A 25,212-nucleotide genomic window follows, 5' to 3' on the forward strand; every position below is an offset into this window, starting at 1 on the left:
ACGAGGCACTGACGATGACCAAGGCGGTGAGGCCACTGGTCGATGCAGAATCGCAGGTCCGGGAATCCCGGTCAAGAGAAACGCCCCCGAAAGGGGGGCTTCATGGCCTATTTTGATGGCTCTGCATTCCCGACGTGAACCAGGCTGCCCCTGCCATCCGGTCGAAGCAACATCACCGCGCCTCCTTTGACGTTCTTTGCCAAAAGGCGAGCATATTCGAGTATGAGATCCCCGGATCTGTCCGGTAAAATCGTTGAAATTGCTTGCCCCGCATCAGTGAGTACATATGCCGGTACGCCAATCCGATCTTTGCTCATCGCGAGTTGATCTCTCGGCACATCCTCTGCCAGGTCCTTCCTTGCGAATCCAAACAATAAGGAATCGGAGCCGCCAATCATCAAGTCATCCCCGTCTTGCTGCCTTATTGCGCTAAAAACCGTGTGCTGTCCGCCGACGCCCGGATCTACCAACAGCTCCGCAGATACCAAGGCGGATGTTTCCTTGAACGTAAGCTGCTCCATTAACGGCTTGTATAAGGCTGGACCAACCCTGACATGGCATATGCGCTCAAACAACTCGGCCGTGTCTCTATCCAATTCATCGACCACACGAAGAACCTTCTGCGAAAATGTCCCTGGCCGCCGGATCTCGGCAGCAAGCACGCGCCCCCATCGATGACGAAGCTCCTCGGTGTTTGCAGACGCCGAGTACTCTTCAAATCGGTCGAAGAACTCCTCGGACATTGCCCCCTCGATGTCCTCGTAGTCCTGCCGCCCCTCAATGAGATCGACTTTCGCCTCTTCGACAACCGCTTCGATGTTCTCTTGCTGCGCAATGACCTTCCTGAAGTGCCGATTGAAGGCACGTTGGGCCAGCTCAGGCGATGCGCCGATCTGCTGAACACCATAATCTGCTGCCGCTTCTATCAAGGAAACCTCCCCGCCTGTCTTGGCTCGCTTCCTGGCGGCGAATCCCTCCAGATAGGCGCTGCCAATGTCCACCGCGGCACCGACAAGGCGATCAACAGATGCGACCGCCCTGCTTTTGGCGCCAGCCTTAACGCCTGTGTCAGTCATTTCACCAGAGACGGAAACTTCGTTGCTCAAATGGTCGTCTGACACCGTGAACCTCCATGCTTGCACACATAGAGGCTCAAGTGATGCCGATTCTGCGAGTCTTTTCATCGTTCTGGAGAGCGCAGTTTCCCGCGCCCGCCACGCCGCCGATGCGACGGTTTCGTTGTCAGCCGCTCGGCGCCCCGGCCGTCCAGGTCAGCGTTCCGGCACCTTTGCTGATGCTGATGTTCGCGACCGGGATGTTGTCCGCGTCCGGCTGGCTGGTCGGGTATTCCAGCAGCACGCCCGGCCCCTGGTAGTAGCCGTGGGCGGTCAGGTCGTTCTTGTCGCCGGTGAACATGACGATCCGAACGTTGCGCTGCTCGGCGTCCATGATCCACTGGCGGCAGAAGTCGAACGTTTCGAGTTCGAGCGCCGCTTCGCCGGTGATGTTCCAGTCGAGCGCGCCGGCTTGACGCCAGACCTCCACGGGCGCGCCAGGTCCGCAGGTGGCCACGATGTTTGTGGTCTGCTCGGCGCGCGTCAGGTTGAAGGCGCGGGCATTGATCGCGCACAGATACTGCCAGTCAGCCGTGGACGTGGAGCTTTGGTCCACAAAGATGCCGAGCGTGGAAATGACGCCGGCCAGATCGGTTACGTCAGCCATTTTGAACCTCATGTGTGATAGCTGAGAAGGTGAACGAACGACCCCAGGTCACTCCGTCCGGGTTTCGCGGCGTCATTGCCCCGCATTGGAATTGCTGCACGACCAGATCCGCGCTCGACAGGACCGCGGCGCCCAGCAGGCGATGAGCCTGCTCGCAGAGCCGGAAGGCCTCGGCCGGATGCGCCAGGTTGTTGACCCGCTTGCGCGACCAGAGGGAGACCACGCCGCGGTGCTGCTCGGCATAGAAGCCCTCGCCACGCATTGGCGTGCTGCTGGTCAGATCGACGTAGCCGACCGGATAGATTGGCGTCCCTAGTCGCGTCGCGTGCCAGCCGCCTGCCAGCGGTACCTGTGCGCGCAGCACGGCATCAATCGCCTGCATCAGCTGCAGCCCATGATCAGCCATTGCGCATGTCCTTGCGGAGCGCCGCGGCAATATCGTTCAGCGCCTGCTGTTTCGTTTCATCAAAGGCTGGCTGCATCGCGGGCCGTGGGGCCATCTTGTGGGTGCCGAATTCGAGGTCGTCGGCGTAGCCCATACTGGACCAAGCCTCGGCCTGGTTGCGCCGGAAGGAACCGGCGCCGGTGTTGTTGACCAGGTCGCCGGTATCGGTGTTCGGAGCCGATCCCGGCGCCGAGACGGTTACCTCGCGCCGCGGGCTGTAGCGAGTTTCCGTGCGGCCCGGAGAAACCTGCTGAACCTTCTCGATGTACTCCGCTCGCGTCCTCTCAGCCGCCCGGACCAATGCCGGCGTCACATCCGCCCCGCGCGCCATGCGCGTCAGGCGCGCGTTCAGGGCCCTGTCGCCGATGATGCGCGCCATCATTCCGCCTCCCCAGCGGCTGCCTGCACGGGCCGCGCCTGACAGCTCCACATCGCCCGGGCCGGGTCAACGTCCACGTGGATCACCGACCAGTTGCGCCCGCCGACGGTCACGACGTCTCCCTTGAGGGGATCGACCGAAATCGATGTGCCGACGATCATCAACTTCACATCCGCGTCGGGGATGTCCGCCATGGCGCGAAGCTGGTCGCTATAGGCCTCCACCATCGCCTTGCAATCATAGGCCTGTACGGACCCCGCGGTTTCACTCCAGCCACCGGAGCCAGTTGCTCGCGTCAGCACCGCATCGCTGAAGAACAGCGAGGTGTCTTCGAACACCGCGCCGATCTCAGCCCTGATCTCATCAAGCAGGCTCATCAGTTGATCCCCAGGCTGAAGGACGTGGTGCAGCGACAGCCGACGACATCTGCCGACAGCGCGCCAAATTCCCGGTCGCCGGGCCAGCGCATCCGCGACCCGAGCGGCGACGTGAACGCTTCGCCGTAGGAGGCCGTCTTGCCGTTCAGAACGCGATGGCTGTGCCGAACCCGCTCGTCGCGGGCCGACTGCCACTTGACCGTGATGGCCGAGGCGTCGAGCCCGACATTCTCAGCAGTTTGCCGCATTGCCTCATAGCGACCTGCATTGAGCGCGCTGTGCGCTTCCGTCCGCGCGATACGGTCACCGCGCCGGATCAGCAGTCCATCTGAGTATCGGCCGATGATCCGCTCCAGATCGGCTCTCGCCAGCGGCTTTCCTGCCTTGATCGCCCGCCGCACGATGCTGTCAAAGCGCCTGTCGCGCGCGGCGCGCCGGAAATACGCTGGATCAAGGCGGATCAGCTCGTCCCGCGCGTTGGCGACATAGGTGGCCTCCTGACCGGTCAGTCCGAGAATACCGCCTTCACGCCGGCCCGCGGCACGGTTGATGCGGCCGACGATCTCCCGCGCCACCGCATTCGACCCGCGTCCGGTTCGCAGCGCCTCAACGACATACTGCCGAACGCCCTCGCGGGTCGCGGTGCTGATCTCCACGATCAGGCGGCTGCCGTTCTCGCGGGCCCACGCCTCCGCCGCCCAATGACGGCGATTGAAGGGGATCGAGGACAGCGAAGCAGCCAGGCTGATCTGATAGTTCGCGCCGCCATAGAAAGCGGCGTCCACGGCATCCTGAACGCCCCGGAAATATTCCGGCGACAGGTTCAGGGCGTCCAGCAACCCCTCTACATCGCCGCGGTCAAGCAACTCCTCAACCTCGCGCAGGCGCGCAGTCGTCGTGATCCGCTCGATCGCCTCGATGAATGCGGCCCTGATGGTCGGGTGCAGTTCGTCCAGCAGCCGGTCGAACGCGCCGGGAAGGTCTCTCATACCCGCAGCAGCCAGCGCGAGGTGCCGGAGGAGATCAGGCTGCCCAGCATCGGCAGAAGCCACGGGAACCGCTTGCCGGCGGCGACAGGCCCGGCGACGGGGCGGCGGTTCTGGTATTCGACCTCAACCGAGCCCGCCTTGTATCGCTTGGCGTCCTTGCCGACGTTCTCCGGCGCCCAGAGGTCCACCGTCAGGGCCTGAACGGCCAGGCGAGCCGCGGCCCGGCCAACGACAATCAGCTCCTCGTCGGACAGGTCCTTGTGGCACCAGTTCAGCGACACTGCCATCCAGCGCGAGGCATTGACCAGCGCGGCCTCCTTCGCCTCCGTGGGCGCTGCCTGCCAAGCTCCGGCGCCCTCGGCCTCCAGATAGGCGTCGGCGTCCGCCAGCGAGATGAAGCTGTTCGCCTCTGGATCGATCAGCAGGTTCCCGACAACAAGCGGCATCCCTCAATCTCCCCTGATCACTTCGACCAGTTCCGTCCGCGCCATCTCCAGTGCGCCGAGCATCGAATAGCCGCCGACGCGGCCGCCAATGCCGTAGCGGGAGAGGCCATCGGCACATATGCCCCCAATCGCGACGCCCACGACCTCGCCGGACCTGGCCATCTCCAGCCAGTATTCCAGTTGCTGGATGCAGGTCTCGCTCGGCTCGGGCTGGCAGGTCGGGCCGCCGAAGATCGCGGTGACGTTGTCAGCCATCTGCGCTTGGCTCGGAATGCGCGACCTGCTGGGCCAGTTCGCGCAGCTTCTCCGCGCCGAGCCGTTTGTCGAAATCCACGCCGCTGGACTCCAGCAGATCGACCAGTGCGGGCTTTTCCATGGAGGCGATGGCCTCGGGCGTCAGGTCGGGGGCGGGCTGCTGAGCGGGGGCGGGATTGGGCTCTGGTGTGACCGGCGCCGCAGCAGCGGTGCCATTCGCCAGTGCCACGGCTTCGTCATGGCTCATGCCTTGTTCCAGCGCGGCATAAAACCGCGCTCTGATCTGCGATGCGCTGGCCATGCGCTATTCCCCCGCGACTTGCGAGCCGAGCGCAACGCTCAGCCACGCGGTGCCGTCGCAGTATGCCAGGCACGGACCACCTGCGGCACCATCCTCGCAATGCACAAGAAGGCCGGCGCTTGCAGTTGCGTCGGGCAGATCGGCCACGGTGAAGGATTGCAGACGGTTCAGGGCGGCGTTGATCGACCGGGTGCCGGTCTGGCCTCGTTTCAGTATCGACATGGCGACCTCCTATCGGGTTGGTGCGCGGGCAGGTCTCCCAGCCCGCGCCTTGCCATCAGGCCGCGGCGATGCGGTGAACGAACCGCACGATGCGGATGTTCTTGGCCTCGTAGCGCCGCGTCCAGTTGTCGGCGTCGGCCAGCTCGGCGTTGCTGGGCGTGTCCAGCGCCGGCACGCCGGCATCCGGGGTCCACGCGATCCCGCGCGGGTGCAGGACGAAGTGCCGGCGGGAAACCAGGTATTCCTCGCCGCCGTTGGTCAACGCCGATCGCTGGGTCTCGGCGGGAACCTTCGGATTGCCTTCGCCGTAGCCGATGGCGCCCGGCCCGAACAGATAGGTCGTGAACACTCCGCCAGCATTCGGCATGCCGTCATCGATGATGACGCGGCGCCCCATATAGGTGGCGATGACCGGCTTGCCCTCGTCGTCGGGCAGGTAGTCGATCAGGCCCTGCTTGCGCAGCAGCCGCTCGGTCGCCGAGTGCACGGCCAGCGCGGTCAGGCCCCGCTCTGCGTCGCCAAGGGTGCCGCCGGCATCGATGAGGCTCTCGCCATCGATCACTGCCGCATCCCCGGCCAGCGCCGAGATGTTCAGGGTGTTCACCGGCGGCGCTTCCGCAGCCAGCGCACCCATCGCGCCGTTCAGCGTCTGAATCATGGCCGTCTGCATCCGGCGCGCCCATTTGTCGGCGATCAGGTCGCCGACCGCCCCCATGGGGTCGTCACCCGCCAGAGCGGCCGCGAGGTCGGTCGCGCCATAGACCAGGGCGCGGGCGTTCAGCACAGCCACGTCTCGCTGCGCGGTGACCTTCTCGACGTTCAGGTCGGTTCCGGTGTCCAGCACCTGATCGTCACCGGTCAGGTCTTGCCAGAACGGCATGTTGACGGTCCCGCCGCCCGAGGGCAGATCGAGATCGGCAACGGGGGCAACGATGCCCGACTGCCAGAAGGCCGAAAGCTCGGCGGTGCGCTCGATGACATAGTCTCGGAAGACCTCCGGGACGATAACATCCGAAAGTACGGTAGTAGCCATTTCGTTTTCTCCTGTATGGCTGATTTCAGTGTGAGATCAGCCGAGGCACCGCCCTGGCTGCGTCCGTGACGACGGCACAGCCGCCTTATTTGCCAACCGGCCCGGTTGCCCGAACCGCGGTGGCGTAATCCTTGAACCCGGCGGCGCGGGCCATTGCCTCGCGCTTCTCGGCGGGCAGCCGCGCCTGGTCGGTCTTGTTCCAGTTCGCTGCGGCGAAGGGGTTGGCCTCGCCGGAACGAATGGTCTGGCTGCCAGGGGCACCGGGGCCCGTCGGCTTGGCCAGATAGGCCTTTCCCTGCTTGGCGGCGAAATCCTTGGCGAAATCGACCGGGGACACCTCGCCAAGATCGGTCTCGACAAAGGCCACGCGACTGCCATCCTCCTCGCGCCGGACCTTCACCTTGGGCCCGAGGTAGGACAGCAGGATCTCCTCATGCGCGGGATCAAAACCGGCCTCGACCAGCGCCTTGCGCAGATGATCGTTGCGGGTGCTGCCGTCGATATAGCTGTCGCGCTCGTTGATCTCGGCTTCCTTGTCGGCCAGATCCTTGGCGTGCTTTGCTTTCAGCGCATCGACAGCGCGGGCGTGCTGCTCTTTCAGCGATTGCAGCGCCTCGTCGGGCTTGTCCTTTTCGTCGCGCTTGACCCATTCGGCGGGGTCGAAATCGTCGGGCAGGTCCGCGACCTTCGCCTCCAGATCGGCGACCTTGGTGGCCAGCGCATCCTTGTCCTTGTTGACCTTGTTCAGGGTCGCCTTGAGGGTCAGTGCCCCCGGGTGCTTCCCGAACTCGTCCAGCGCGAGATAAAACGCGCCGTCCTTTTCGGTGTAGTGCTCGCGCAGCGCCTCGGGAACATCCTCGAGCGCCTCGATGATTGCTTTCAGGGCCACAGGCCACCTCCATGAAAAAGGGGCACAGCCCCGGTTGTGGCGGGATCAGCCCCACCAGTTCGATCAGCGCCGTTCAGGGCGCGTCGAGATCGTTCTCGGCCCCGGCAATGACCTCCTCGACGGTCATGCCCTCGGGGATCGCTCCACCATCCAGAAGCATTCGGACCAGCGTTTCGTGGCTGTAGGCTCCCGCCTGCCAGCCGGCGACAACAGCCTGGATGTCCTGCGGCGTCATTTGCCGGTCGAAGAATTCGAGGTTCGGCGTTACCACGACCTCATCAGGGTTGGCGCCGATCCAGACAGCGATATTGCGAAGTGCTCTCTCCAGCCCGCCCGCGGTGGTCTGCGCGATGGTCGTCAGGGTTGCTGTCTGCGATGCCGCGCGCAGTTTCAGCGCCTCGCCGCTCTCGGCCGCCTGACCTTGCTGGATGACCTGTGCTCCGAACTGCGCCGCCCGATCGAGCGCGTCCTTGATGGCAGCCGCTTGCTTTTCGAGCCCGGGGCCGCTGAATTCCAGATACCCAGCCTGCGCACCGCTTGGCAGAACCCACAGCTTTGCGCTGCCCAATGTGCTGGGCGTCGCCTGGGTCTCGGGATCATCGAAGCCATTGACCCATGGTGTCGGCTCGCTGGTCATGTGCAGGGACCAGGTGAAGTCCGCGTCCAGGCGATAGACCCGAATCGCCAGCTTGGCGAGGCCGTAAAGCGGCACATCGTCTGGCTGCGGCGTCAGGTCATTGGTACCGACAAAAACAAAAGGCAGAGCGTCCAGCACCGCACGCCGGGGTGTCATTGCTTCCGGCTCGTCCTGTGCCTCCCATCCGCTGTCCGTGCGCGTGAAGATCCGCGCAACGAACCGGCCATCTTCGAGCACAAGAACCCGATACCGCTCGACCTTCTCCCACTGTCCGGTCTCGCGATTACGTTCCTGCGCGGTCTCATCCAGAGAAACGAAATCCAGCGCCCCGCCGGACGAATCCCAGCTGACGATGCTCTCGGCCACATAACCCGACAGATGTGGCACGCCGTCCGAGACGCCCGGCAGCAGGCCGTAGCGCCCCACTGTCATCACCTCGAATGCCATGCGACGATGCAGGTCAGCCAGGGACAGCCCGTCGAGCGTGGCGCGCTCACGCAGATGCTCCATGGCTGCCGGCAGCTTGATCTCGGCAGGCTTGGCCAGCATCACACCGACCGATCCGCGAACTGTCGGCGCGACGATCTCCGGCACCTCGGCGCGGGTCCGATACAAATCATAGACGCGCTGCCTGATCGTCGGATCCGTGATTGCCGCCGTGCCAGACTTGATCGGCAGATATTTTTCTCCAGCTGCCTTTACAGCGTCCTCGCCATCATAGAGGTCGCGCATGTACGACCACGACGGCGCAAAATCGACGTATGCCGGATGCTTGATACTAGGGTCGATCATCTCATCCGAATCCTGTCTCAATCACCAAGGCGCGGCGCTCGCCCTTCCGCAACACGATTTCCGCGACCGCGTCGAAAAGCGGATCCAGCTGGTCGTCGTTCGTGCCATTCGGAAAGGCCGAGGCCTCTGCCAGAAATTCACTGAGCCACGGAGCATTGCGCGGCAGCAGGACTTGCCCGGATTCGATGCTCGGAGCTGCGTCCATTGCCCGCGTCACCTTGTCCGTGGCGCGCGGGATGCCGATGACCGGCACGCCCTCGCGGCGCAGGGTCTGGATGAGCCCGGTGCCCGACACCTTGTCCTCGATCTTGCACGAGCGAAGCACGCCCTTGCCCTTGACCGCCTTGTGCTTGGACCAGAATGCGCGGGCTTGCGTCAGCAATTCCGGCGCCTCCCACTTGCCCCTGATCTGGTCGAGCAGAACCGCCTTGCCAGTCGTGGACTTTCCCCAGCATTGGAAAACCGAATAGTCGCTGCTTTCCTTGGCCTTTTGCGCCGTGTCGGCCCAGATGCCGCGCCATTCGATATCCGGCGGCAGGTCGTAGTATTGCCACCAATCGTCCCGCAGGATGCCGCCGCCGCGCGGGGCGGGGCGTTGCTGCATCTGGCCGGCATAGGCGTAGCTGCCCATGGCGACCTTGTCTCGCTCGACCACCTCGCGCGGGAACCGCACCGGATCCAGCAATTCGCCTTCTTCGCTGCGCGGATCCGTCCAGCCGATTGATGTGGTTTTTCGCCGCTCTGGCTCAAATTCCATCGGAATCAGCAGATGATCGTAACCCAGATCGTTGCGGAGGATGTGCCCGCTCGGATCATCCTCGTGCAATCGCTGCATGACGACGATGATTGCCGATGATGCCGGATCGTTCAGCCGGGTCGGCAGGGTCTCTTGGAACACCCGCAGCGCAGTTTCGCGCGCCACAGGGCTATTGGCCTTCTCCGGGTTCAGCGGATCGTCCCAGACGATGGTATGGCCACGCCGGCCCGTCATCGATGCGACAGCGCAGGCCTGACGAAAGCCACGGCCGCTCGTCTCGAAATAGAGCTTCTCGTTCTGATCCCCGGCCAATTTGACCGGCCACAGGTTCTGGTACCACGATGATGTGACCAGTTCCCGCGTCAAGCGGTTATCCCGCACCGCCAGTCCTTGCTCGTGCGCCGCGCCGATGTATCGGTGCCCAGGCTGCCCGGCTGGGCCCCACAGCCACGCCGGAAACATGATCCCTGTCAGCGTTGACTTCGATGTACCCGGCGGGATGTTGATGAGCAGTCGGGTGATCTCTCCCCGCGACACGGCCTGCAGATGGTCCGAGATGGCTTCCAGGTGCCAATTCCACTGGAGCCGATCAGGGATTATGTTCGGCCAAGCCAGCTTGACGAAATCAGCGAACGAGCGCCGGCACAGTTCACGCTCGATGGCGAGGCGATCAGCCTCCGTCAGTTTCAGCGGACTTGCCATTCAGCACCCCCGCCAGTTCCCGCAGCGCCTCCGTGCTCAACTTCGACGCATCGATTATCCTGGGCGCCAGCGAACCATCATGGTTCGACACATCAACGCGCTCCCTGAACGCCCCGACCCCCACATGCTTCCCGATCAGCTCGATCCGCTTGATCCGGTCGGAAAGCCGGATTTTCACCGTCTGCCCGACCTTCACGCCCTCGACCGTGTCTTCCTGCACATCGATGCCTGCCACGAGCCCTTGCCGCCAGATCTTGGGCCAGTCTTTCACCGGCCGGATCGCGCCGTCGTCGTTCAGGATGTCGGCCAGATCGGCGTCGGCTTCTTCGACCAGCCGGCGCAAGACCCAGTCGGCATCCACCTTCACCCGCTCCGACCGCTCGGCCATCGCCGCCTCGATCGCCGCGGCAATCGCAGGCTTCTGCAGGTTCTCGTGGCCGATCTTCCCGGCCTGCTTCTCGCTGTAGCCGGCCTTCCTGGCCGCCTCGGTGGCATTCAGCGAGGTAAGATACTCCTCGACAAAGCGGGCCTGCTTGGCCGTCAGCCCTCGACCCGGCCCATCCGATCGGGGCTTCGCCATCTCATCGTCCTCCTGGTGTTTGCCGCCACCCTGATTCGCCCCCTCGATGAACGCCTTTCGGCGCGGCCTAGCAGGGCGTTGACGCTGTTGCGCATCAGGGCTGTGACCGATGGCGGCGGATCGGCAGAAAGGAAGCCAGGCCTTACGAATGAGAAAAGCCCGCGCCGAATGAACGGAGCGGGCTGTGCCTGCCTACAGGCTTGTCGGATAGAGCAATGTCAATTTTTCTAACATTGCCCGTCTGCACGGCATTGCCGGGCAGGTGGAATTTTGCCGGGTGCCGCAGCTTCCGTTCCGCCCGTGCGCGAAACCTCATAACCGATCAGCGCCGCTCGTTCCCTTACGGGGCATGTTGAGCGCGGACCGCCACGTTGACGCAGTGGCAAGGTCGACGGGGTAAAGCGCGCACTTGCCCATCCGTGCTTAACCTTCCGCGCTCAGGAGGATGCGTCCCAATGGCAGAGCGCGCGGGCGTCCCCATTGCGCGGTCAGCTGATCATTCGCCTGACGCATCCGCCAAAGAGCGGAATCGAAAACGCCCGCGAGGGGTTCATTCCTCCGGGCGCAATTGTTCTGACTGCATCTTGCCAAGGGGGGCTACCTTTTGCAAGCGGTTTTTCACCGACCGTCAGAGACTTCTTCGACAGCGGCTGGATCATTAGCCCTCTCCGGGCCTAAGAAGCCCGTCGCGATGGCTGACAGAGCCAGCATCGCGAAGAAGGTTGCGAGCAACCACTTCATGGCATGTAGCCGGTTCCTGAACGGCTTCAGTGGGATGAATACGCACAGGGTCGAATACATGGTCGCGAGAAACACGATAATCAGCAGGTCGTTGATCAAGTCGTTCATTCAGGCCTCGGAAGCCGCCGGCGGTCCATCTGACGGTTCGCATTTTTCTTGCGTGATGTGAATGCTGGGCGTCGCCCCATCACTCCTTCTCCCCTTTCGCCAGGACGGCGCGGGTTGACTGGGCCACCACATCAGGAAGTCCTGCTGCCAGGGCGTTTTGCAACGCCCCCTCCAACTCGTTCACCCTGTCCTGTAGGGCGGTAAGGCGGTCGGCGGATTCGATGCGCTCGATCTCCATGCGGCGCACATGATGATTGCGCTTTTCATGTGGCTGCATGCCCTTTATCCGCAGCCGCGCGATCAGATCGTCAGTGTTGGTCATGTCAGTTCCTTTCATCGGTGCGCCAGGGCGCCATTGGGGGGAATTCTTCGGAGAGTTCGATCGTCGTCAGGATCCCGGTCGCCCGCAGGTCGCCGTGCAGCCAGATCAGCGCGCCGATCCAGTCGAGATACCGCCGGCGCGCCGCAGCAATCTGGCTGGCGGTGTTGACGACCCGCACCGGGCAGCACAGCACCGGCTCATGCACGATCCGACCCTTTCGGCCGCGGCGGGGCTGTGGCTGCCAGCCGCCGGGATAGCGCCGGGCGTCATCGGTCCTGGCGGTCCAGCCATGCTGGTTCATGTGCATGTCGACCGGCACCACCAGCGGCCGGGCATTTGGCATCCAGTCCGGTGTGCGGCCGGCGCGGGCCAGGCTGGCGACAGTTGACGCCATGCTGCGCCCGCCCCATTCCAGTGGCAGGTTGGCAACGGCGCTGGCGATCACCTCGGCGTCGTCTGCAGGGCTGCTTGAGCCGCCGCCGTCGATCTTGGTGCCGAGTTGGCCGCGCTGCATCATCACCCAGATCGGGTCCACGCCAACGCGCAGGCTGCCGGCGGTCTCGCCCATCTCGTCAAACTCGACGCGGGCCATCTCCGTGCCGAACGCCCAGTTGAGGGCGCCCAGGATCGACATGCGCCGGGTCGTTGGTGCTGACCGCCTGAACCTCGCCTGAACCGTCATCCGCCCCTCACATTCCGTTTTCGTGTTTTTTCTGGTTTTCCGGGACCGCTCGGCGGGCCTCCACGGCGCGGACCGCGTGCATGGCCGTGGTATGATGGATGTGCAGCATCCGGCCGATCTGTGGGTAGCTCAGGCCCTCGCGGCGCAGGACGTAGCAGGTCAGTTGGCGAGCGCGGGAGATGCGCTGGATGCGGGACCGGCCCATGATAGCGCGGACCGGGACCCCGCTGGCATCGGCTACCTCGATGAGGACGGCGCGCAGCTTGGTTCCGGGAATGCGGATCTCTGCTGCGTCGGTCAGGTCGGCGTGGGTGAGGAAGGTCATTCCTTCACCTCCGGCACGCGCTTGATGAGGCCGGGGAACTTCGCCGCCAGATCGTCGCAGATTGCTTTCCGGTCCTCCAGGTCCGGAACGTTCAGCGGTTTCGGCGGCCGAATGGCGGCGACGACCTCGCGAACCTGTTCGATATGTCGTTCCCCCCATGCCTTCCGCAGGATCTGCAGGATGTGACCGGGGTTCGGACGCTTGCTGGGATTGTCGCGACGCCACTGGCGCAGGGCGGCCTTGATGCTGTCCGCCGGCCAGTTTTCCATCTCGTCTGCCCAATCGGCAAGTATCAGGGCGCGCTTCGTCTCGCTCATGTCGTCGCGCCAGTATCCGTCCAGCATGATGTCAACCAAAGCCGAAATCGCCGTCCGATGGGCTTCGAGCTCTTGCGGCTGCATGGATGCGGCGCGCAAAGGCGTCATCGGCGGCAATTGCGCGGCGGTCGGGAGATTGGCGTGGCTGGTCATGTGCCCGTCCTTTCGTCGGTTCGAGGCGCGGTGCCTGCTTGGCGGCCGCGAAGTCCTGCATATGTCGGGTGAGGGTTTTGGGCCCGTTGGCCGGGCTTTTGTGTGCCCGCATGTTCTGGACAGCGACCTGCAAGACCTCCTCTGGCGTGAGGTTCAGGTCGGTCAGCCATCGGGTGACGATCAGAGGTGCGTCAGGGCTGATCCAGTATTTCGGGATGGTCCCGTGGTGATCAAACCCGAGCGCATGGGTCAGCCGAGAAATAAGCGACGCGGCGGCCTCATTCGCGCGCGCGTCCTCCGCCTCCTCCTTTACCTTCTGACTCTGGTTCTGGTTAGTATTACTCGGGTACTTCTCGCGTAACTCGCCTTTATTGAAATCATTGTCTTTTTTTGGTATGTTTGACGAGCATTTCTGTTTGTCACTTTGCGGTTTGACCGTCACGATTTCGGCTTGGTCACTTTGCTCTTTGACTTTCAACCATCGAGCATTCACTGCCTTTCGGCCGCGCTCCGATGCTTCCTCCATCGCACCCTTCGCCGCAGCAATCTCGGTCTCAACTCGGCGCTGCCACAGGCCATCCGGGGTCTCGATCAACTTCCCTTCGTCAATCAGTACCGCGAGGATTTTCTTGAAGGTGCCGGCCGGGCAATTGCACATTCTGGCTAGGCGCGCATGATCGAATTGCAGAGGGGCCCGGCGCTCATACATCATGCAGACAAGCGTGATGTAGACGCCGGTTTCTGCCGGCGTCAGACCGCGCGTCCCGGCCAGCCAGTCCGAAGGATAGAGCGCAATATGGACGGCCTTGTCGCTCACAATCCGCCCTCATCCAGCGTGTCAACACCAGCCATGTCGCGCCACCGGCAGAGGGCCGGATAGACTTCGTGAACGTCCATGATGCCCATGGCGCTGGCCACATTCTCGGGGTGATCCCCGATGACTGATGCGAGATCTTCGAGGTGGCTTTCATCAACCTTCAGATCGGTCGGAACGATGGTGTGTCTCGGAAGATATTCGCTCACCAACCGCTCGACCTGATCTCTGTGAAGCTCCTGGAGCCGCTCGCAGACCTCGCCCATACTTGCACGAAAGAATTCCCGCGCCGGGGTCACTCTGACTTCGCCAAACTCCTTGTGCATGATCGCTTCGAGTTCGCAGCAGTCAGGCGAAAAGACCTCCATCGCGATCTGGAATGGCGTTGGGACGCCCGTCTGCCACAGCTCGTTGCAGCGCTGCTGACTGCTGCGGGTTGTCCTGCCGATCTTCACCAGTAGGGGCATGGACGCGTTGTGAAGGACGTAGACGAAACCCTTGCTCACGCCGCCCTCCTGATCGTCGCAACGGTGGTGCAGATGTTCGTCCCGCTCTCGGTGAACGACCCGACCGGCAGGTCGTCCCAATGCGGTCGCAGGTCATCCAGTTCGCCGTGGTCGTAGCGGGCCGTCGCCGGTAGGATCGCGGTGAGTGCGCCGCCCGGCTTGAGGAACCGCAGCGCATGGCGCACATGCTTGGCATAGTGACGGCCAGCGAATGGCGGATTCATCACCACGCGGTCGAAATCCGGCGTTGGAACCGTGTCGAGGAAATTCATGCGCATGACGCGGTGACCATTGGCCTCGCACATCGCCGCTCTGACCGGATCAACCTCGCAGCCGACCACATCGGCCCCGAGGGCACGCAGGGCGTCCATGAATCGCCCGCAGCCGCAGGACGGCTCCAGCACGCGCTGGCCGGGCAGGCGATAGGACATCTCGGCCAGCACCCGCTCCACGACCGCCACGGGCGTCGGGTAGTATTGCAGGTCCTTGCTGACATCGGTGCCGGTGCGCTGCCGGGCCGGGCGTTCCTCGGGGCAGTCGGGCAATACATCGCCATAGTATTCGGCCAGCGCCCGGTTGATGTCGCGCAGCGCCTCGGGCCCGAAGAACAGGTGGCCGTTGCCGTTCTGGAACATCTTGATCCAGACGCCCCGCGCCGGGATGGTGTGCTTGGTCGGCTCCTTGATAACCGCTTCCGATGGAACGAGACCCTTGCGGAGACAATGCGCCCGCGCGCGCTCGGCCTGACGCACCTCGTAGGGATCGGGGATAACGGCACCTTCGCGCCAGACCTCCCCGTCGTGTTCGAGGGCTAGGGACAGTTCCCGATGATCGACCAGCGGCTTGCCCTGATATGCCGCCAGCGCGTTCAGGATATCGCGCAACCGATCCCGGCCCCACGATCCATAGCCCACCACGCTGGACAGGATCACGCGCTTGGGCAGACCCTTCACGCCGATCTTCATCTTCTCGTGGCTCTTGAAGGCCGGATCCAACTGCGCGAAGACCTCGGCCATGCCGCGCAGGACGCTGCCCCAGGGGTCCATGACCAGATCGCCGAACTGCTCGCGGATGTTCTCGACCGTGAACGGCGGCGGCGCGGCGAACATCTGCTCGAAGCGGCGCTTGTCTTCGGCGCTGGCAATGTCGGCCAAGCCATAGAGCTCGTAGATGTGGCGCCAGGCCGAGATGAGCAGGGACTGCTCCAGCACGCTGGCGTAGATGCCGCGCCCAGTGTCCAGCGTGACATTGCCCCATGTGCCGCCGATCGTGGCGGCAGCTTTCAGCGCGCTTCCGGCTGCCTCGTATTCGGACAGTGCGCCCTCCAGCGCCTCTCGCTTGGCCTCATATTCTGCGACGATCTCGGACGGCTTGCGGCGGCCGGTGGTGAGTTCGGAGCCGGTCAGGATTTCTGGACGGGCGTTCATGGTGATACCTCGCGATTGATCCCGGCGCTTTTCTCCATGGCCGCCACCATCAGCCGATCGGCCGCATCGCGACTGGCGGCGCCGTTCAGCCACCGCGAGACGGTCGCGGGGTGAACGCCGATGTCGCCGGCCAGCGCGGCCCGTGACGGCCATTCGGTCGATCCGATGCGGACCGGCCTGGACTTGCTGAGATTGCCCTTGCGGCCCTTTTGGCCGAGCCCGAGGCGGTCGAGATTTCCGTGCGTCGCCAGGTGATAGATGATCGTCGGCACGCCGATGCCGCTGGCCTTCGACAGCGCCGTCATGGTCGGGTATTCCCGGCCGCGCCAGACGCAGCGAACATAGAGCATCCCGAGCATCGACAGGTCGCCGTATCGGTCCAGATGCCAGCGGATGGTTTTGGCGTGGACGCCCAGGGCGCGGGCCGCGGCGCGGTGGCTGGAATAGACCGTGCCGTCGGGGCCGGTGACCGGGCTGGCGCGGCGGGAGTGGGGCGAGGATGCGGTCATGACAGCGCCTCCACCTGCACGAATGTCTCGTCGTAGCGGCCCCAGCGCTTCACGCAGCGCGCGTCCGACACCTGGCAGTCGTCGCGCCAGGCAATGCGGTTCAGGCCGTCCTTGATGCTTTTCAGGAGATTGTCACCGTCAGGGCGCTGGACGTGAAAGCCGCCCTCATGCGCCGCTGACTTCTTCTTGCTCCACGATGCCGGGACGGCGAAGACGGCCACGATGCGCAGCTTCACCGGCCCCTCGATGGGCTCCGGGAAAAACGGCCGCGCGATTTCGGCAACCTTGCCCTCGAAGCTGACCGTCTCCTTCGGCGTGTAGACGCGCGCCCGACCGGCGACGATGGCCGCCTTTGGACGTTGTTTCGCGAATGGCCGCCCCGGTATCGTGAACTCGACCATCAGTCGAAGTCCTCCGGCTTGGGCAGTTGGCGCGTCTCGTCGTCCTCGTCGTCGCCTTCGCCATCCTCCGGGGCCCCGGAGAACATGTCGCCCTGGTCGGGCTGGATATCCGGCGACGCCCGCTCGCCCATGAAGGTGTCGGAATCGACCATGACGATCTGCACCATCTGGCCAACGTGATCGCCGAGGACGTTGCGGTTGAACTCGATGTTCTGACACGAAATCTTGCCCTCGATCCCTTTGCTGCCGCCGATCTTGATCTCGCCAAGCTCGACCACGGTGTGGGGAAACTCGTGCGCGGTCAGTTCGCGCACCACGCCCCGAACCAGGGCCTTCGCTGCCAGCTGCAGCCCGTTGGCGATCTCGGCCTGCTCGGCCTCGGTGCAGAGCGCCCAACTGGTTTTCATGTGGCGGATCCGGCTGAGCATCGCGTCGCGGATGTCGCCCATGAGGGTGTCGAGCTTCAGCTCGGGCTCGTCGCCCTCCATGTCGTGGTGGATGTCGGCGTGTTCGTTCATGTCGTGGGTCCTGATGGGAAACGCCGCTGAGCGCCGCGGCCGCGTCGTCAGAAACTGTGGAGGTCAGCCGGGCCGGTGCCTTTCGCCTCGAAGCGGATGTCCAGCCGGTCCTTGTCGTTGATGGCGAGCCAGCCTTCCCGGCAGCCGCGGGCGACCAGGTCCCAGAAGGGGCCCGGCGCCATGCCGATATGCTTCGCCAGCTCGCTCCCCGGCAGCGTGCCATGGCCGTCGCGGATCGCGCGCAGCAGGCGGACGGAGGCGTCGGGGGCGGTCGAGGACATCTCACAGCCCCCTGAGTTTGCGGAAAAATTTTTCCGCGCGGTTCGCGAACCTGATATGGAGGGTGAGGGCGCGGTTTGACCGCGCCTCGTAAAGCCGCCCCATCAGGTGCCAGTAGATACGCAACATCAGCGCCCCTCGATTTTTCCGAAGATGATCTCTGCCCCAGCAATCGCTAGGACGGCGGTGACGTAGCGGAGCGACGCGTCGTTCTCCTCACGCAGCCAGTTCTTCACCTGGCGCGGAGAAACATCGAGAACACGAGCGGCCCTGATGGCCAGCTCGTTCTCGGACGGCGACGGAAAGGCCCGCCACAGCATATTCCTGAACCAACGACGCGCCTCGCGCGGGTTGGACGAATCTGCAAGATTTTTCATTGCACTGTTCCCATGTTGATCCCGTGCGAAGGATCCTTTGGAAACAGCAGCAGAAGGGTGAGAGGGCGCGGCCGGGACCACCAGGCCGCGCCTTCTTGCGTTTGGGCGCGGCGGGCACGCGCAAGCTGCTCAAGGGTCAGCGTGGCGCCGTGGCGCTTGGCAGCCTCAATGAGATCGAGATCCCGATCAGGAGGAATGCGCCCGCGCACAGACCACGAGTGCACTGTCGTGTAGGGGGTGCCCAAGTCGTCAGCGAGGGATCTGATCGTCGGCCAGATATGACTGATGTGTTCCATACAGCCAAAATACGCACAGTGCGTATCATGGTCAATACGCAAAACGCTGACTGCAATTCGCATGACGCGAACTTACGATGCCGATCACGGAAAACCGCGAGAGGATCGGATGCTTGAGGATCTTGAAGATAGCCGAGAGGCCGTCGCTGCACGCCTGAGGCGCGCTCGCGAGATTCTTGAACTCGATCAGAAGACATTTGCGGCGAAGGCTGGCCTGCTGCCGCAAACTTACGGCCCCTATGAGACCGGGGAGCGCGACCTGACGCTGGTATCAGCCAAGAAGATACGCAAGGCTCACGGCCTATCCTTGGAGTTCATGTACTTCGGGAAGATCGATGATCTCCCGCACAAAATTGCTACGAAGCTGTGAGGTAGGCCATCAGTGATGTCGGCCCAAAAGTCCAATGGAAGGCCACTTTCGCGCCGTGCGCGCTTCAGCATCTTCAGCAGGTCTTCATCTGTCATCCCACCCTCCCCATGCGGAACCAAACGGGAACATCGTAACCGGCGGCAATCCGCCGAGGCAACACGTTGACGGGCACGGTTAACCAAAATTCGGGGGGCGAATCTGTGGATAAGTTGGAGCGCCAGCCATGACCCCGGAGGCCAAAATAGCCAAGCTCAAGGCGGAACTGGCCGAAACCCGCGAGGCCGCCGCCACGATGCTGGCCAACTTCGCGATTGCGTCGCACCCGCAGCGGGATCAGCGCGAGGCAATGGCGCGGATGTACGATGAGATCGCAGACGGCCGGCGCCGCAGCAGGATCACGGGGATCTTGGCGCGGATGGTCGCGCAGAAGCTGAGGGAATAGCGGATGCCTGGCGGCTTGGAAGAGATCGCCGCGCTGCAGTCGCGCATCGAGCAGCTGGAGGCCGAGCTGGCCGCCACCAGGCAGGCCGCGGTTCACATGATGGTCGGCATGGCCATGGGCATCGCCTCGACGCCAGAGGGCCGGGAGGACCTGGCCGAGGGGTTCAGCGAGGCGGCGAACGACCCGGACCCGGTGATTGCGAGGCTGGCCGACGACCTGGCGGCGGCGCTCCGGGCGGCGATAGTGCTGGATGAGGAGTGAGCGCACACCGGCCCGCGTGCTGCTGGACGAGTGGGCGGCGAGGGATTGGAAAGCGGAGCGAGGGAATGAGCGGAGAGAAAATGGAGAAAGAGTTAAAAGAAGATGAATTTAGCGGCCATACAAAGCTGACTGGTGAACAAAATGCGCTACTTTATCTTTTCTCACTCAACAACGATTATATAAAGTTCGATCCCGTCGAAGAAGAATTGTTGGCGTTCAAGCCTTGGAACGATAGTGCACTTCAAATCGAATTGCATCAACTATCAGAAGAAAGCCCTCCGGCAGTCAAGGAGCTGATGGAACACTGCGTGCTGCCTCCGAAGCTAACCGCGATATTGCACCTAGATAAAAATGAACTAGAAATTATTTACACCAGCTTTAAAAAAGCAGTACTTGGGGCGAACCTTTCAACTCGATCATTTGAGATTACGCACAATGGAATAACAAGGGTTTGTCGATTTTCTCCGGCATCTCAAAGGCTAATTGAATTATCAAGACTGGTGGATTTTGTCGGGCCGACGGACAATAATTACAGAAATCTCTTCTCTTTTAAACTCATGGACCTGGCTAGCGAAGAAGATCTCGAAACAATTTTCATTTCACCTTTAAGCTTCTATATTTCAAATGTAAGCGCGATCAATGATGAACTTATAGCTTTCATTAGAACGCTAAATTTTTACATGAGCTATTTTGACCACAGCACCCCTAGGGTGATGGTGCATGAAGAGGTGACCGCGAAAGGATATAACGATCAGGGTCGTTATCGCCACGAATCCTTCCCAGACACAATTGACGCTGAAGAACTAGATGTAGCGCTGCTCACCTATTGGGATGAAACCTTTACCGATAACAACTTTCTTCGCTTCATCTATCTTTTCCGTATCGTCGAAAACGTTTCGATGAGTTATGCGAGCGATACTCTACGAAGTAAGGTTAAGCACCTCGTGTCGCGGCCAGATGTGCGCGCGAAGAAATCTGAGATAATCGACCTGATTTGCGAAGCGGTTAATTCGAGCGACACAAAGGTGCTTGATGATTTCTTGAAATTTGAGCGCACGGTGGGTTCAATTTCTGAAACCGTCTTATGGCAGGAGATCGATAACAATAGGGATTATTTTTCCTCTGCTCAGCATTTTGACGGGGGATACACTTTACCTGCTCTCATCGGCAAGAACGACACTATTGATGACTTCATAGCAAAGGGATTATCGCCAGTTTCGCGGTCTATGCGCGACATCAGAAACGCTCTCGCGCACGGAAAAGACCTGATAAAAGGAGGTGTAATTCTACCAACGGCGAATAATTCTATGCTACTTCAGCCTTGGGTCTATCTAGCCCAGCTTGCTGCAGGCGAGGTTTTAGCTCACTCCAAAAGCAGATAGCCGATTGTGCTGTTGACGTGCGGATGTTAGGGTTGAGGTGCAGGTGACTGTTCGAAGAGGCTCGCAGATGACCAATGGCTAAAGTCTTTACTTCAAATTAATCATGCAATCTTCCATACCTGCCCCGCCTTCGAGCGGGGCTTTTCTTTGCCCTAGCCCGCCCGCTTCGCGCGGGCTTTTTCATGCGCGATTCGCGCCCGTGATCGGCCGCAGCTGGTCGACCCACCGCTCGCACTGATCCCATGCCCGCTCTGCCGCGAAGCTGTCATGCGCGCGGATCGCCTGCCGTAGCCGGTTGAAGTCCCGCAGCATGGTTTCGGCTTTCGCCAGGCCGACGAAGGGCTGATCTGCCAAACGGTCCACCATCTCACACCTCCATCCGGCACCGCGCCGCCCCGCCTGTATAGCACGGGCGAATCGGGCCCAAAACAAAAAATACGCACAGCGCGTATTTTCGGCGTTGACGATACGCACAGTGCGTATTACCTTCATCTCAACAGCAGCGAAGACGGCCCCGGCCAGATCCTGCCCAACCTTGCTGAGATGGAGCCCCCGATGAAACACCTTCTGCCCCTCGCCGCCCTGCCGATCCTCGCGGCCTGCGCGCAATCCCCCAGCAGCATCCAGCCGGTCAGCTTCGGCAACGCCTTCGCCGGCGTGTCCTGCCACCAGGCGGCGTCCGACCTGAACGCCGAGCGCGAAGCACTGGCGGCACTGGAGGCCAAGCAGCGCAGCGCTGTGACGGGGGATGCCCTGGGCGTCTTCCTGATCGGAGTGCCGGTGTCGAGCCTGACCGGCGGCGACGTGGCCGGCCAGATCGCCGCGAGCAAGGGCAAGGTGATCTCGCTCGAAGCCCGCCTCGCCAGCTGCGGGTGAGGGCGATGGGCATTCTTGGAAAGCCCAGACCCGGCCAGGACGAGCTTCTGGATCGCATCCTGAAACATCGCGCCACCGAGACCGAGAGGGAGGCACGGAAATGACCCGCATCGACCCGACCAACGCGACCATCTGGATTGCCGGCGTCCTGCTCGGCCTGGCGATCTGGGCCTGCGCCATCTGGGGCGCCTGGGACATCGGCGCACGCGCCATGCAATGGCTGATGCGGGATGTCGGGTCGCTCAACGGCTGCGTGGAGCGCGGGCTGGTCGGCGGCGAATGCTCCGCTTGGGCGCTGGAGGGGCTGTGATGATCAAGCGCACCACCCACCACCACACCGATTTCCTCTACCTTCAGATCCACGGCCACGAGGAGGAGCTTGAGGCGGTCTATGAGATCACCGTCGAGACCTTTCCTGCGGAGCCGGCCCCTTGGGGCGCCGGTCGCGGCACCGAAACCGAGGTCAGCGCCAAACTGATCTGCTGGGCGCGCCACGGCGAGACCTACAACCGCGACGAGGCCGAGGGGATCTGCGGCGAGGCCGAGATCATCCGGCAAGAGAACATCGTGGCCGAGTGCTGGTCCCCGGACGATCCGGGCTGGGACGACTACGGCGACTTTTTGCGCGACCAGTGGATGGATCGCGTCGCGATGGCGGCGGAGTGATCGACATGATCCGTCAGCCCACCACCAAGGCCGAGCAATACGACTGGTGGCGCCGCACCGTGTCCGGTGAGCGCGTCCCGCGCGTCGAGGATGAGCCGAAGCCAGGCTTTTACAAGCGGCGCATGGTGCGCGGCGGCCCGTTCGTGCCGGTGGAAATCTGGCTGGAGCAGGAGATCGACCCGGAAACGGGAGAACTGACTGCGGATGAACGCCTGATGGCGGTCTGCAACGGGCAGCTCTGCGACCCGGTGAAGGTCTGGACCTATGCCCGCGCCATCAGCGCCGAAGAATACGACGCCCTGACCGGCGTGCGCGAGCGCATCCCCGACATGGCCGTGATCGACGCGGCAATGGACCTTGGCCGCATGGCCGCAATCCGACCCTGAGAGGAACTGACATGAACGACATGAGCACGGCCGGCCTTGGGCACAATTCGCCGCCGCCCTATGACCCAGAGATCACGGCGAAGCTGGAGGATCGCGTTCGCGAGCTGGCCGATGCCGGCGCCGCCTGGCTCGAGCTGAAGCGGATCACTGACGAGGAACAAGCCGGGAAGCTGAACGACTTCACCGGCCAGTGCCGCGCGGCCTTCAAGGAAATCGAGGACGCCCGCAAGGCCGCCAAGGAGCCGCACCTCGAAGCTGGGCGCGCCGTGGACGCGAAATTCAAGACGCTGACCAGCCCGCTCGAAGACCTGGGCAAGGCGCTCAAGAAGATGCTGGCCGACTATGCAGCCGAGAAGCAACGCAAGCTGGACGAGCAGAAGCGTCTGGAGCGCGAGGAAGCAGCGCGGAAGGCCGCGGAAGCCGAGCGCCTGCGCAAGGAAGCCGAAGCCAGCAATGACGTGATCGCCAAGGCCGAAGCCGAGGCGGCGGCCAAGGAGGCCGAGCGCGCCCAGAAGCAGGCCGACAAGGAAGCGCGGGCGCAGATCGCGAGCGGGACCGGCGGTGGCCGCACGATGTCCACGCGCACCACCTATCGCGCCCGCATCGAGGACGACAGCGCCGCCCGCCGCGCGTTCAGCTTCCTACTGTCGGATGCCGACGGCCGTGCCGCGCTGATCGCGGAAATGGAGCGCCTCTGCACCGCGGCCCGCCGCCGCAAGGACGGCCCGTCCGCAATCAACGGCGTCAAATGGATCGAAGAAAGGACGGTTTCCTGATGAGCAACCACACCCCCGCAATCCGCCCCTCGGCTCCGGTATCCGTTGCTGCCGCGCCGACGCTGGCCCTGATGGACCCGGTCCAGTTCGATCAGATGCAGCGCGTCGGCAAGATGCTGGCGCTGTCGCCTCTGTTCCCGGAGCACCTGCGCAAGGGCAGCGAGGCAGAGCGGATCGCCAATGGCGTCCTGGTCATGAACATGGCGGTCCGGCTGCGCGAGGACCCTCTGACCGTCGCCCAGAACATCTACTTCGTCGGCGGCAAGCCCGGTTGGAATACCACCTATATGATCGCGAAGGCGAACATGCACGGTGTCTTCAAGGACCCGATCGACTGGGAGGTGAAGGGCAAGGGAGACAGCCTGTCCGCCACAGCATTCGCAGTCCTCGCCGGCACCGGCAAGCGCGTCCAGATGACCGCTGACGTGGAGATGGCCAAGGCGGAGGGATGGACCCGCAACGCGAAATACAAGTCCATCCCGGAGACCATGCTGCGCTATCGCAGCGCGGCTGCGCTGATCCGCATGTATTGCCCTGAAGTGATGATCGGCATTCCGGCCGGGATCGAGGTCGAGACGGAAATGCGCGACGTGACGCCGAGCCATGCCCGCGAGGTCGAGCGCAGCATTGAAGCCACGACCGATCATGTCAGTGACGCCGAGGTAGTGGTGGACGAGGAAACCGGCGAGGTGACGAAGGCCGCTGCCGAGCCGGAGAAAGAACCGGATCAGGATGAACGCCGCAGCTCAGCCAAGGCACCCGACCACACTGACAAGGCGCCCCACCAGGATCGCCCGAAGCGCACGGCGCCCAAGGACGACAAGCCCGCAGCCGGCGGACTGTTTTCGGTGTCGGAACTGATCCAGAAAATCGACCAATCGATCAAGGACAACCTGACCGACGGCGCGCCGCTGGATGAGACGCTGGAAATGTTCGACGCGCAGCTGGCCGAGATCAGTGCTCAGGCCCCGGACGAATATGCGGCCATGATCGAGGAATACGAGGCTTTCGTGGCCGAGCGCGAGCAAGGCTGACCGACACCCTTCCTCCCCCGCGCGCTCACTGATCACTGTCCCGCGCGGCGCCTGCCGGGGGATCGCCCCAATGGTCCCCCGGCTTTTTTGAAACACGAGGTCCCGATGAAATCCGACGTTATCGACATCGCAGTCCAGATCCATGCCCGCACTGACCGGGCAATCCTCGCCAGTGACGATGGCGACAAGGACAAGGCCGTCTGGCTGCCGCTGTCTCAGGTGGAGGTCGAGATCGGACAGGGTGGGACCGCCACCGTCACCATGCCGGAATGGCTGGCCATCGATAAGGGGCTGGTGTGATGCGTCCCGATTTGAAACCCTGCCCCTTCTGCGGCTCGCATCTGATGCTCCTCGGCCCGTCCCGCGCGCAGCATCCCGTCGCCGGTTGCATCCTGTCCGGCCGCGAGATCGCCGCGCGCGAGTTCCGTGAGTGGAACAAGCGGGCACGGGCGCCGGGTGGCGGTCAACTGTGCAGTTGCACAGCTGTCTCTGCTCTGCGGCAGATCGAAGCCGGTCTCGCATTCATCGCCCCTGACCAACACGCGCTTCGGGCAGCAGTGAAGGCAGTGCTTTACAGTGCCAGCAGGCCAGGATCGCGGGCGCTGCTGAATGGCGGGAAGAACGGTGAGGATGTTTGGATCGACTATAAGGAGGTCGATCAGTCGCTGCTAGATGACCTTGCCACAGCCCTCGCGAAAGGCGGGGCGTGATGGCTGAC

General features: G+C 63.0%; 43 protein-coding genes. 12 read left to right on the top strand and 31 right to left on the bottom strand.

What is annotated here, in order from left to right; genetic code table 11:
- Positions 1–107: 107 nt before the first annotated feature.
- From C9E82_RS04920 to C9E82_RS24415, 30 genes are all read right to left on the bottom strand, one after another.
- Positions 108–1,121 (bottom strand): DUF2806 domain-containing protein, encoded by a 1,014-nt coding sequence (locus tag C9E82_RS04920; protein WP_170162129.1) that lies wholly within the window; start codon positions 1,119–1,121, stop codon positions 108–110.
- Between the two features lie 121 nt (positions 1,122–1,242).
- Positions 1,243–1,722: a hypothetical protein gene (locus C9E82_RS04925; protein WP_119899522.1), complete on the bottom strand. Its 480-nt coding sequence runs from the start codon at positions 1,720–1,722 to the stop codon at positions 1,243–1,245.
- Positions 1,715–2,128, bottom strand: a complete 414-nt coding sequence (locus C9E82_RS04930) for a hypothetical protein (RefSeq protein ID WP_119899524.1) — start codon at positions 2,126–2,128, stop codon at positions 1,715–1,717. The genes C9E82_RS04925 and C9E82_RS04930 overlap by 8 nt, the downstream gene beginning before the upstream one ends.
- Positions 2,121–2,546, bottom strand: a complete 426-nt coding sequence (locus tag C9E82_RS04935; RefSeq protein WP_119899527.1) for an HK97-gp10 family putative phage morphogenesis protein — start codon at positions 2,544–2,546, stop codon at positions 2,121–2,123. The genes C9E82_RS04930 and C9E82_RS04935 overlap by 8 nt, the downstream gene beginning before the upstream one ends.
- The gene (locus tag C9E82_RS04940) at positions 2,546–2,923 is read right to left on the bottom strand and encodes a hypothetical protein (RefSeq protein ID WP_119899529.1); all 378 of its coding nucleotides are present in this window, start codon (positions 2,921–2,923) and stop codon (positions 2,546–2,548) included. Before C9E82_RS04940 ends, C9E82_RS04935 begins: the two co-directional genes overlap by 1 nt.
- Positions 2,923–3,912, bottom strand: coding sequence for a phage minor head protein (locus C9E82_RS04945; RefSeq protein ID WP_119899531.1), 990 nt, complete (start codon positions 3,910–3,912; stop codon positions 2,923–2,925). The genes C9E82_RS04940 and C9E82_RS04945 overlap by 1 nt, the downstream gene beginning before the upstream one ends.
- Positions 3,909–4,358, bottom strand: coding sequence for a DnaT-like ssDNA-binding protein (locus C9E82_RS04950; RefSeq protein ID WP_119899533.1), 450 nt, complete (start codon positions 4,356–4,358; stop codon positions 3,909–3,911). The genes C9E82_RS04945 and C9E82_RS04950 overlap by 4 nt, the downstream gene beginning before the upstream one ends.
- A gap of 3 nt (positions 4,359–4,361) precedes the next feature.
- Positions 4,362–4,613: a hypothetical protein gene (locus C9E82_RS04955; protein ID WP_119899535.1), complete on the bottom strand. Its 252-nt coding sequence runs from the start codon at positions 4,611–4,613 to the stop codon at positions 4,362–4,364.
- A complete protein-coding gene (locus C9E82_RS04960; RefSeq protein WP_122449206.1) occupies positions 4,606–4,914 on the bottom strand; it encodes a hypothetical protein in 309 nt (102 codons plus the stop codon). The genes C9E82_RS04955 and C9E82_RS04960 overlap by 8 nt, the downstream gene beginning before the upstream one ends.
- 3 nt (positions 4,915–4,917) lie before the next feature.
- Positions 4,918–5,136 (bottom strand): hypothetical protein, encoded by a 219-nt coding sequence (locus C9E82_RS24040; RefSeq protein WP_147393086.1) that lies wholly within the window; start codon positions 5,134–5,136, stop codon positions 4,918–4,920.
- 55 nt (positions 5,137–5,191) lie between these two features.
- Positions 5,192–6,169: a major capsid protein gene (locus C9E82_RS04965; protein ID WP_119898152.1), complete on the bottom strand. Its 978-nt coding sequence runs from the start codon at positions 6,167–6,169 to the stop codon at positions 5,192–5,194.
- Between the two features lie 85 nt (positions 6,170–6,254).
- Positions 6,255–7,058 carry a hypothetical protein gene (locus C9E82_RS04970; RefSeq protein ID WP_119898153.1) on the bottom strand — a complete coding sequence of 268 codons (804 nt, stop codon included), beginning with the start codon at positions 7,056–7,058 and terminating at the stop codon, positions 6,255–6,257.
- 73 nt (positions 7,059–7,131) lie between these two features.
- Positions 7,132–8,487: a DUF4055 domain-containing protein gene (locus C9E82_RS04975; protein ID WP_119898154.1), complete on the bottom strand. Its 1,356-nt coding sequence runs from the start codon at positions 8,485–8,487 to the stop codon at positions 7,132–7,134.
- 1 nt (position 8,488) lies between these two features.
- On the bottom strand, positions 8,489–9,946 hold the full coding sequence (gene terL / locus C9E82_RS04980) for a phage terminase large subunit (protein WP_119898155.1): 1,458 nt from the start codon (positions 9,944–9,946) through the stop codon (positions 8,489–8,491).
- A complete protein-coding gene (locus C9E82_RS04985; protein WP_119898156.1) occupies positions 9,915–10,526 on the bottom strand; it encodes a terminase small subunit in 612 nt (203 codons plus the stop codon). The genes terL and C9E82_RS04985 overlap by 32 nt, the downstream gene beginning before the upstream one ends.
- 618 nt (positions 10,527–11,144) lie before the next feature.
- Positions 11,145–11,375 carry a hypothetical protein gene (locus tag C9E82_RS04990; RefSeq protein ID WP_119898157.1) on the bottom strand — a complete coding sequence of 77 codons (231 nt, stop codon included), beginning with the start codon at positions 11,373–11,375 and terminating at the stop codon, positions 11,145–11,147.
- 79 nt (positions 11,376–11,454) lie between these two features.
- Positions 11,455–11,697: a hypothetical protein gene (locus C9E82_RS04995; protein WP_119898158.1), complete on the bottom strand. Its 243-nt coding sequence runs from the start codon at positions 11,695–11,697 to the stop codon at positions 11,455–11,457.
- Between the two features lies 1 nt (position 11,698).
- The gene (locus C9E82_RS05000; RefSeq protein WP_240643531.1) at positions 11,699–12,331 is read right to left on the bottom strand and encodes a hypothetical protein; all 633 of its coding nucleotides are present in this window, start codon (positions 12,329–12,331) and stop codon (positions 11,699–11,701) included.
- A 55-nt stretch (positions 12,332–12,386) separates the two neighbouring features.
- Positions 12,387–12,704, bottom strand: coding sequence for a helix-turn-helix domain-containing protein (locus C9E82_RS05005; protein WP_170162068.1), 318 nt, complete (start codon positions 12,702–12,704; stop codon positions 12,387–12,389).
- Positions 12,701–13,048, bottom strand: coding sequence for a hypothetical protein (locus tag C9E82_RS24395; protein WP_170162069.1), 348 nt, complete (start codon positions 13,046–13,048; stop codon positions 12,701–12,703). Before C9E82_RS24395 ends, C9E82_RS05005 begins: the two co-directional genes overlap by 4 nt.
- Before the next feature lie 4 nt (positions 13,049–13,052).
- Positions 13,053–13,991: a YdaU family protein gene (locus tag C9E82_RS05010; RefSeq protein ID WP_170162070.1), complete on the bottom strand. Its 939-nt coding sequence runs from the start codon at positions 13,989–13,991 to the stop codon at positions 13,053–13,055.
- Positions 13,988–14,494, bottom strand: a complete 507-nt coding sequence (locus C9E82_RS05015) for a GIY-YIG nuclease family protein (RefSeq protein ID WP_119898162.1) — start codon at positions 14,492–14,494, stop codon at positions 13,988–13,990. The genes C9E82_RS05010 and C9E82_RS05015 overlap by 4 nt, the downstream gene beginning before the upstream one ends.
- Entirely contained in the window at positions 14,491–15,921 is a 1,431-nt protein-coding gene (locus C9E82_RS05020; RefSeq protein ID WP_119898163.1) for a DUF4942 domain-containing protein, read from the bottom strand. The genes C9E82_RS05015 and C9E82_RS05020 overlap by 4 nt, the downstream gene beginning before the upstream one ends.
- Positions 15,918–16,430, bottom strand: a complete 513-nt coding sequence (locus C9E82_RS05025; protein ID WP_119898164.1) for an NUMOD1 domain-containing DNA-binding protein — start codon at positions 16,428–16,430, stop codon at positions 15,918–15,920. The genes C9E82_RS05020 and C9E82_RS05025 overlap by 4 nt, the downstream gene beginning before the upstream one ends.
- Complete coding sequence (locus C9E82_RS24400) at positions 16,427–16,831, bottom strand: RusA family crossover junction endodeoxyribonuclease (protein ID WP_170162071.1); 405 nt, start codon at positions 16,829–16,831, stop codon at positions 16,427–16,429. The genes C9E82_RS05025 and C9E82_RS24400 overlap by 4 nt, the downstream gene beginning before the upstream one ends.
- Complete coding sequence (locus tag C9E82_RS24405) at positions 16,831–17,349, bottom strand: hypothetical protein (protein WP_170162072.1); 519 nt, start codon at positions 17,347–17,349, stop codon at positions 16,831–16,833. Before C9E82_RS24405 ends, C9E82_RS24400 begins: the two co-directional genes overlap by 1 nt.
- Before the next feature lie 47 nt (positions 17,350–17,396).
- Entirely contained in the window at positions 17,397–17,630 is a 234-nt protein-coding gene (locus C9E82_RS24410; protein WP_170162073.1) for a hypothetical protein, read from the bottom strand.
- A gap of 1 nt (position 17,631) precedes the next feature.
- Positions 17,632–17,757: a hypothetical protein gene (locus C9E82_RS25245; RefSeq protein ID WP_276312094.1), complete on the bottom strand. Its 126-nt coding sequence runs from the start codon at positions 17,755–17,757 to the stop codon at positions 17,632–17,634.
- Positions 17,757–18,005, bottom strand: a complete 249-nt coding sequence (locus tag C9E82_RS05035; RefSeq protein ID WP_119898165.1) for a hypothetical protein — start codon at positions 18,003–18,005, stop codon at positions 17,757–17,759. Before C9E82_RS05035 ends, C9E82_RS25245 begins: the two co-directional genes overlap by 1 nt.
- Positions 18,002–18,301, bottom strand: a complete 300-nt coding sequence (locus C9E82_RS24415) for a hypothetical protein (protein WP_183154039.1) — start codon at positions 18,299–18,301, stop codon at positions 18,002–18,004. Before C9E82_RS24415 ends, C9E82_RS05035 begins: the two co-directional genes overlap by 4 nt.
- A 109-nt stretch (positions 18,302–18,410) precedes the next feature.
- Here C9E82_RS24415 and C9E82_RS05040 point away from each other — a divergent pair, with 109 nt between their 5' ends.
- From C9E82_RS05040 to C9E82_RS24045, 4 genes are all read left to right on the top strand, one after another.
- Positions 18,411–18,671 carry a helix-turn-helix domain-containing protein gene (locus C9E82_RS05040; RefSeq protein WP_240643532.1) on the top strand — a complete coding sequence of 87 codons (261 nt, stop codon included), beginning with the start codon at positions 18,411–18,413 and terminating at the stop codon, positions 18,669–18,671.
- 223 nt (positions 18,672–18,894) lie between these two features.
- Complete coding sequence (locus C9E82_RS05045) at positions 18,895–19,113, top strand: hypothetical protein (RefSeq protein ID WP_119898167.1); 219 nt, start codon at positions 18,895–18,897, stop codon at positions 19,111–19,113.
- Positions 19,114–19,116: 3 nt separating this feature from the next.
- Entirely contained in the window at positions 19,117–19,374 is a 258-nt protein-coding gene (locus C9E82_RS05050; protein ID WP_119898168.1) for a hypothetical protein, read from the top strand.
- Between the two features lie 65 nt (positions 19,375–19,439).
- Entirely contained in the window at positions 19,440–20,756 is a 1,317-nt protein-coding gene (locus C9E82_RS24045) for a hypothetical protein (protein ID WP_147393087.1), read from the top strand.
- Positions 20,757–20,936: 180 nt separating this feature from the next.
- Here C9E82_RS24045 and C9E82_RS05055 read toward each other — a convergent pair whose 3' ends face one another.
- On the bottom strand, positions 20,937–21,122 hold the full coding sequence (locus tag C9E82_RS05055; RefSeq protein WP_119898169.1) for a hypothetical protein: 186 nt from the start codon (positions 21,120–21,122) through the stop codon (positions 20,937–20,939).
- 189 nt (positions 21,123–21,311) lie between these two features.
- Between C9E82_RS05055 and C9E82_RS05060 the strand changes: the two genes are divergently transcribed.
- The 8 genes from C9E82_RS05060 (at position 21,312) to C9E82_RS24420 (ending at position 25,204) form a co-directional block, all read left to right on the top strand.
- Positions 21,312–21,632: a hypothetical protein gene (locus C9E82_RS05060; RefSeq protein ID WP_119898170.1), complete on the top strand. Its 321-nt coding sequence runs from the start codon at positions 21,312–21,314 to the stop codon at positions 21,630–21,632.
- Positions 21,633–21,732: 100 nt separating this feature from the next.
- Entirely contained in the window at positions 21,733–21,942 is a 210-nt protein-coding gene (locus C9E82_RS05065; RefSeq protein ID WP_119898171.1) for a hypothetical protein, read from the top strand.
- Positions 21,942–22,298, top strand: a complete 357-nt coding sequence (locus tag C9E82_RS05070; protein ID WP_119898172.1) for a hypothetical protein — start codon at positions 21,942–21,944, stop codon at positions 22,296–22,298. The genes C9E82_RS05065 and C9E82_RS05070 overlap by 1 nt, the downstream gene beginning before the upstream one ends.
- Positions 22,295–22,684, top strand: coding sequence for a hypothetical protein (locus tag C9E82_RS05075; RefSeq protein WP_119898173.1), 390 nt, complete (start codon positions 22,295–22,297; stop codon positions 22,682–22,684). Before C9E82_RS05070 ends, C9E82_RS05075 begins: the two co-directional genes overlap by 4 nt.
- 11 nt (positions 22,685–22,695) lie before the next feature.
- Entirely contained in the window at positions 22,696–23,460 is a 765-nt protein-coding gene (locus C9E82_RS05080) for a hypothetical protein (RefSeq protein ID WP_119898174.1), read from the top strand.
- Positions 23,460–24,494 (top strand): hypothetical protein, encoded by a 1,035-nt coding sequence (locus C9E82_RS05085; RefSeq protein WP_119898175.1) that lies wholly within the window; start codon positions 23,460–23,462, stop codon positions 24,492–24,494. The genes C9E82_RS05080 and C9E82_RS05085 overlap by 1 nt, the downstream gene beginning before the upstream one ends.
- Before the next feature lie 105 nt (positions 24,495–24,599).
- Complete coding sequence (locus tag C9E82_RS05090; RefSeq protein WP_119898176.1) at positions 24,600–24,794, top strand: hypothetical protein; 195 nt, start codon at positions 24,600–24,602, stop codon at positions 24,792–24,794.
- Positions 24,794–25,204, top strand: coding sequence for a hypothetical protein (locus C9E82_RS24420; RefSeq protein WP_170162074.1), 411 nt, complete (start codon positions 24,794–24,796; stop codon positions 25,202–25,204). Before C9E82_RS05090 ends, C9E82_RS24420 begins: the two co-directional genes overlap by 1 nt.
- Positions 25,205–25,212 lie beyond the last annotated feature (8 nt).

This window comes from Paracoccus sigandri (assembly GCF_003709565.1).
In the GTDB taxonomy this organism is placed as follows: Bacteria; Pseudomonadota; Alphaproteobacteria; order Rhodobacterales; family Rhodobacteraceae; genus Paracoccus; species Paracoccus siganidrum.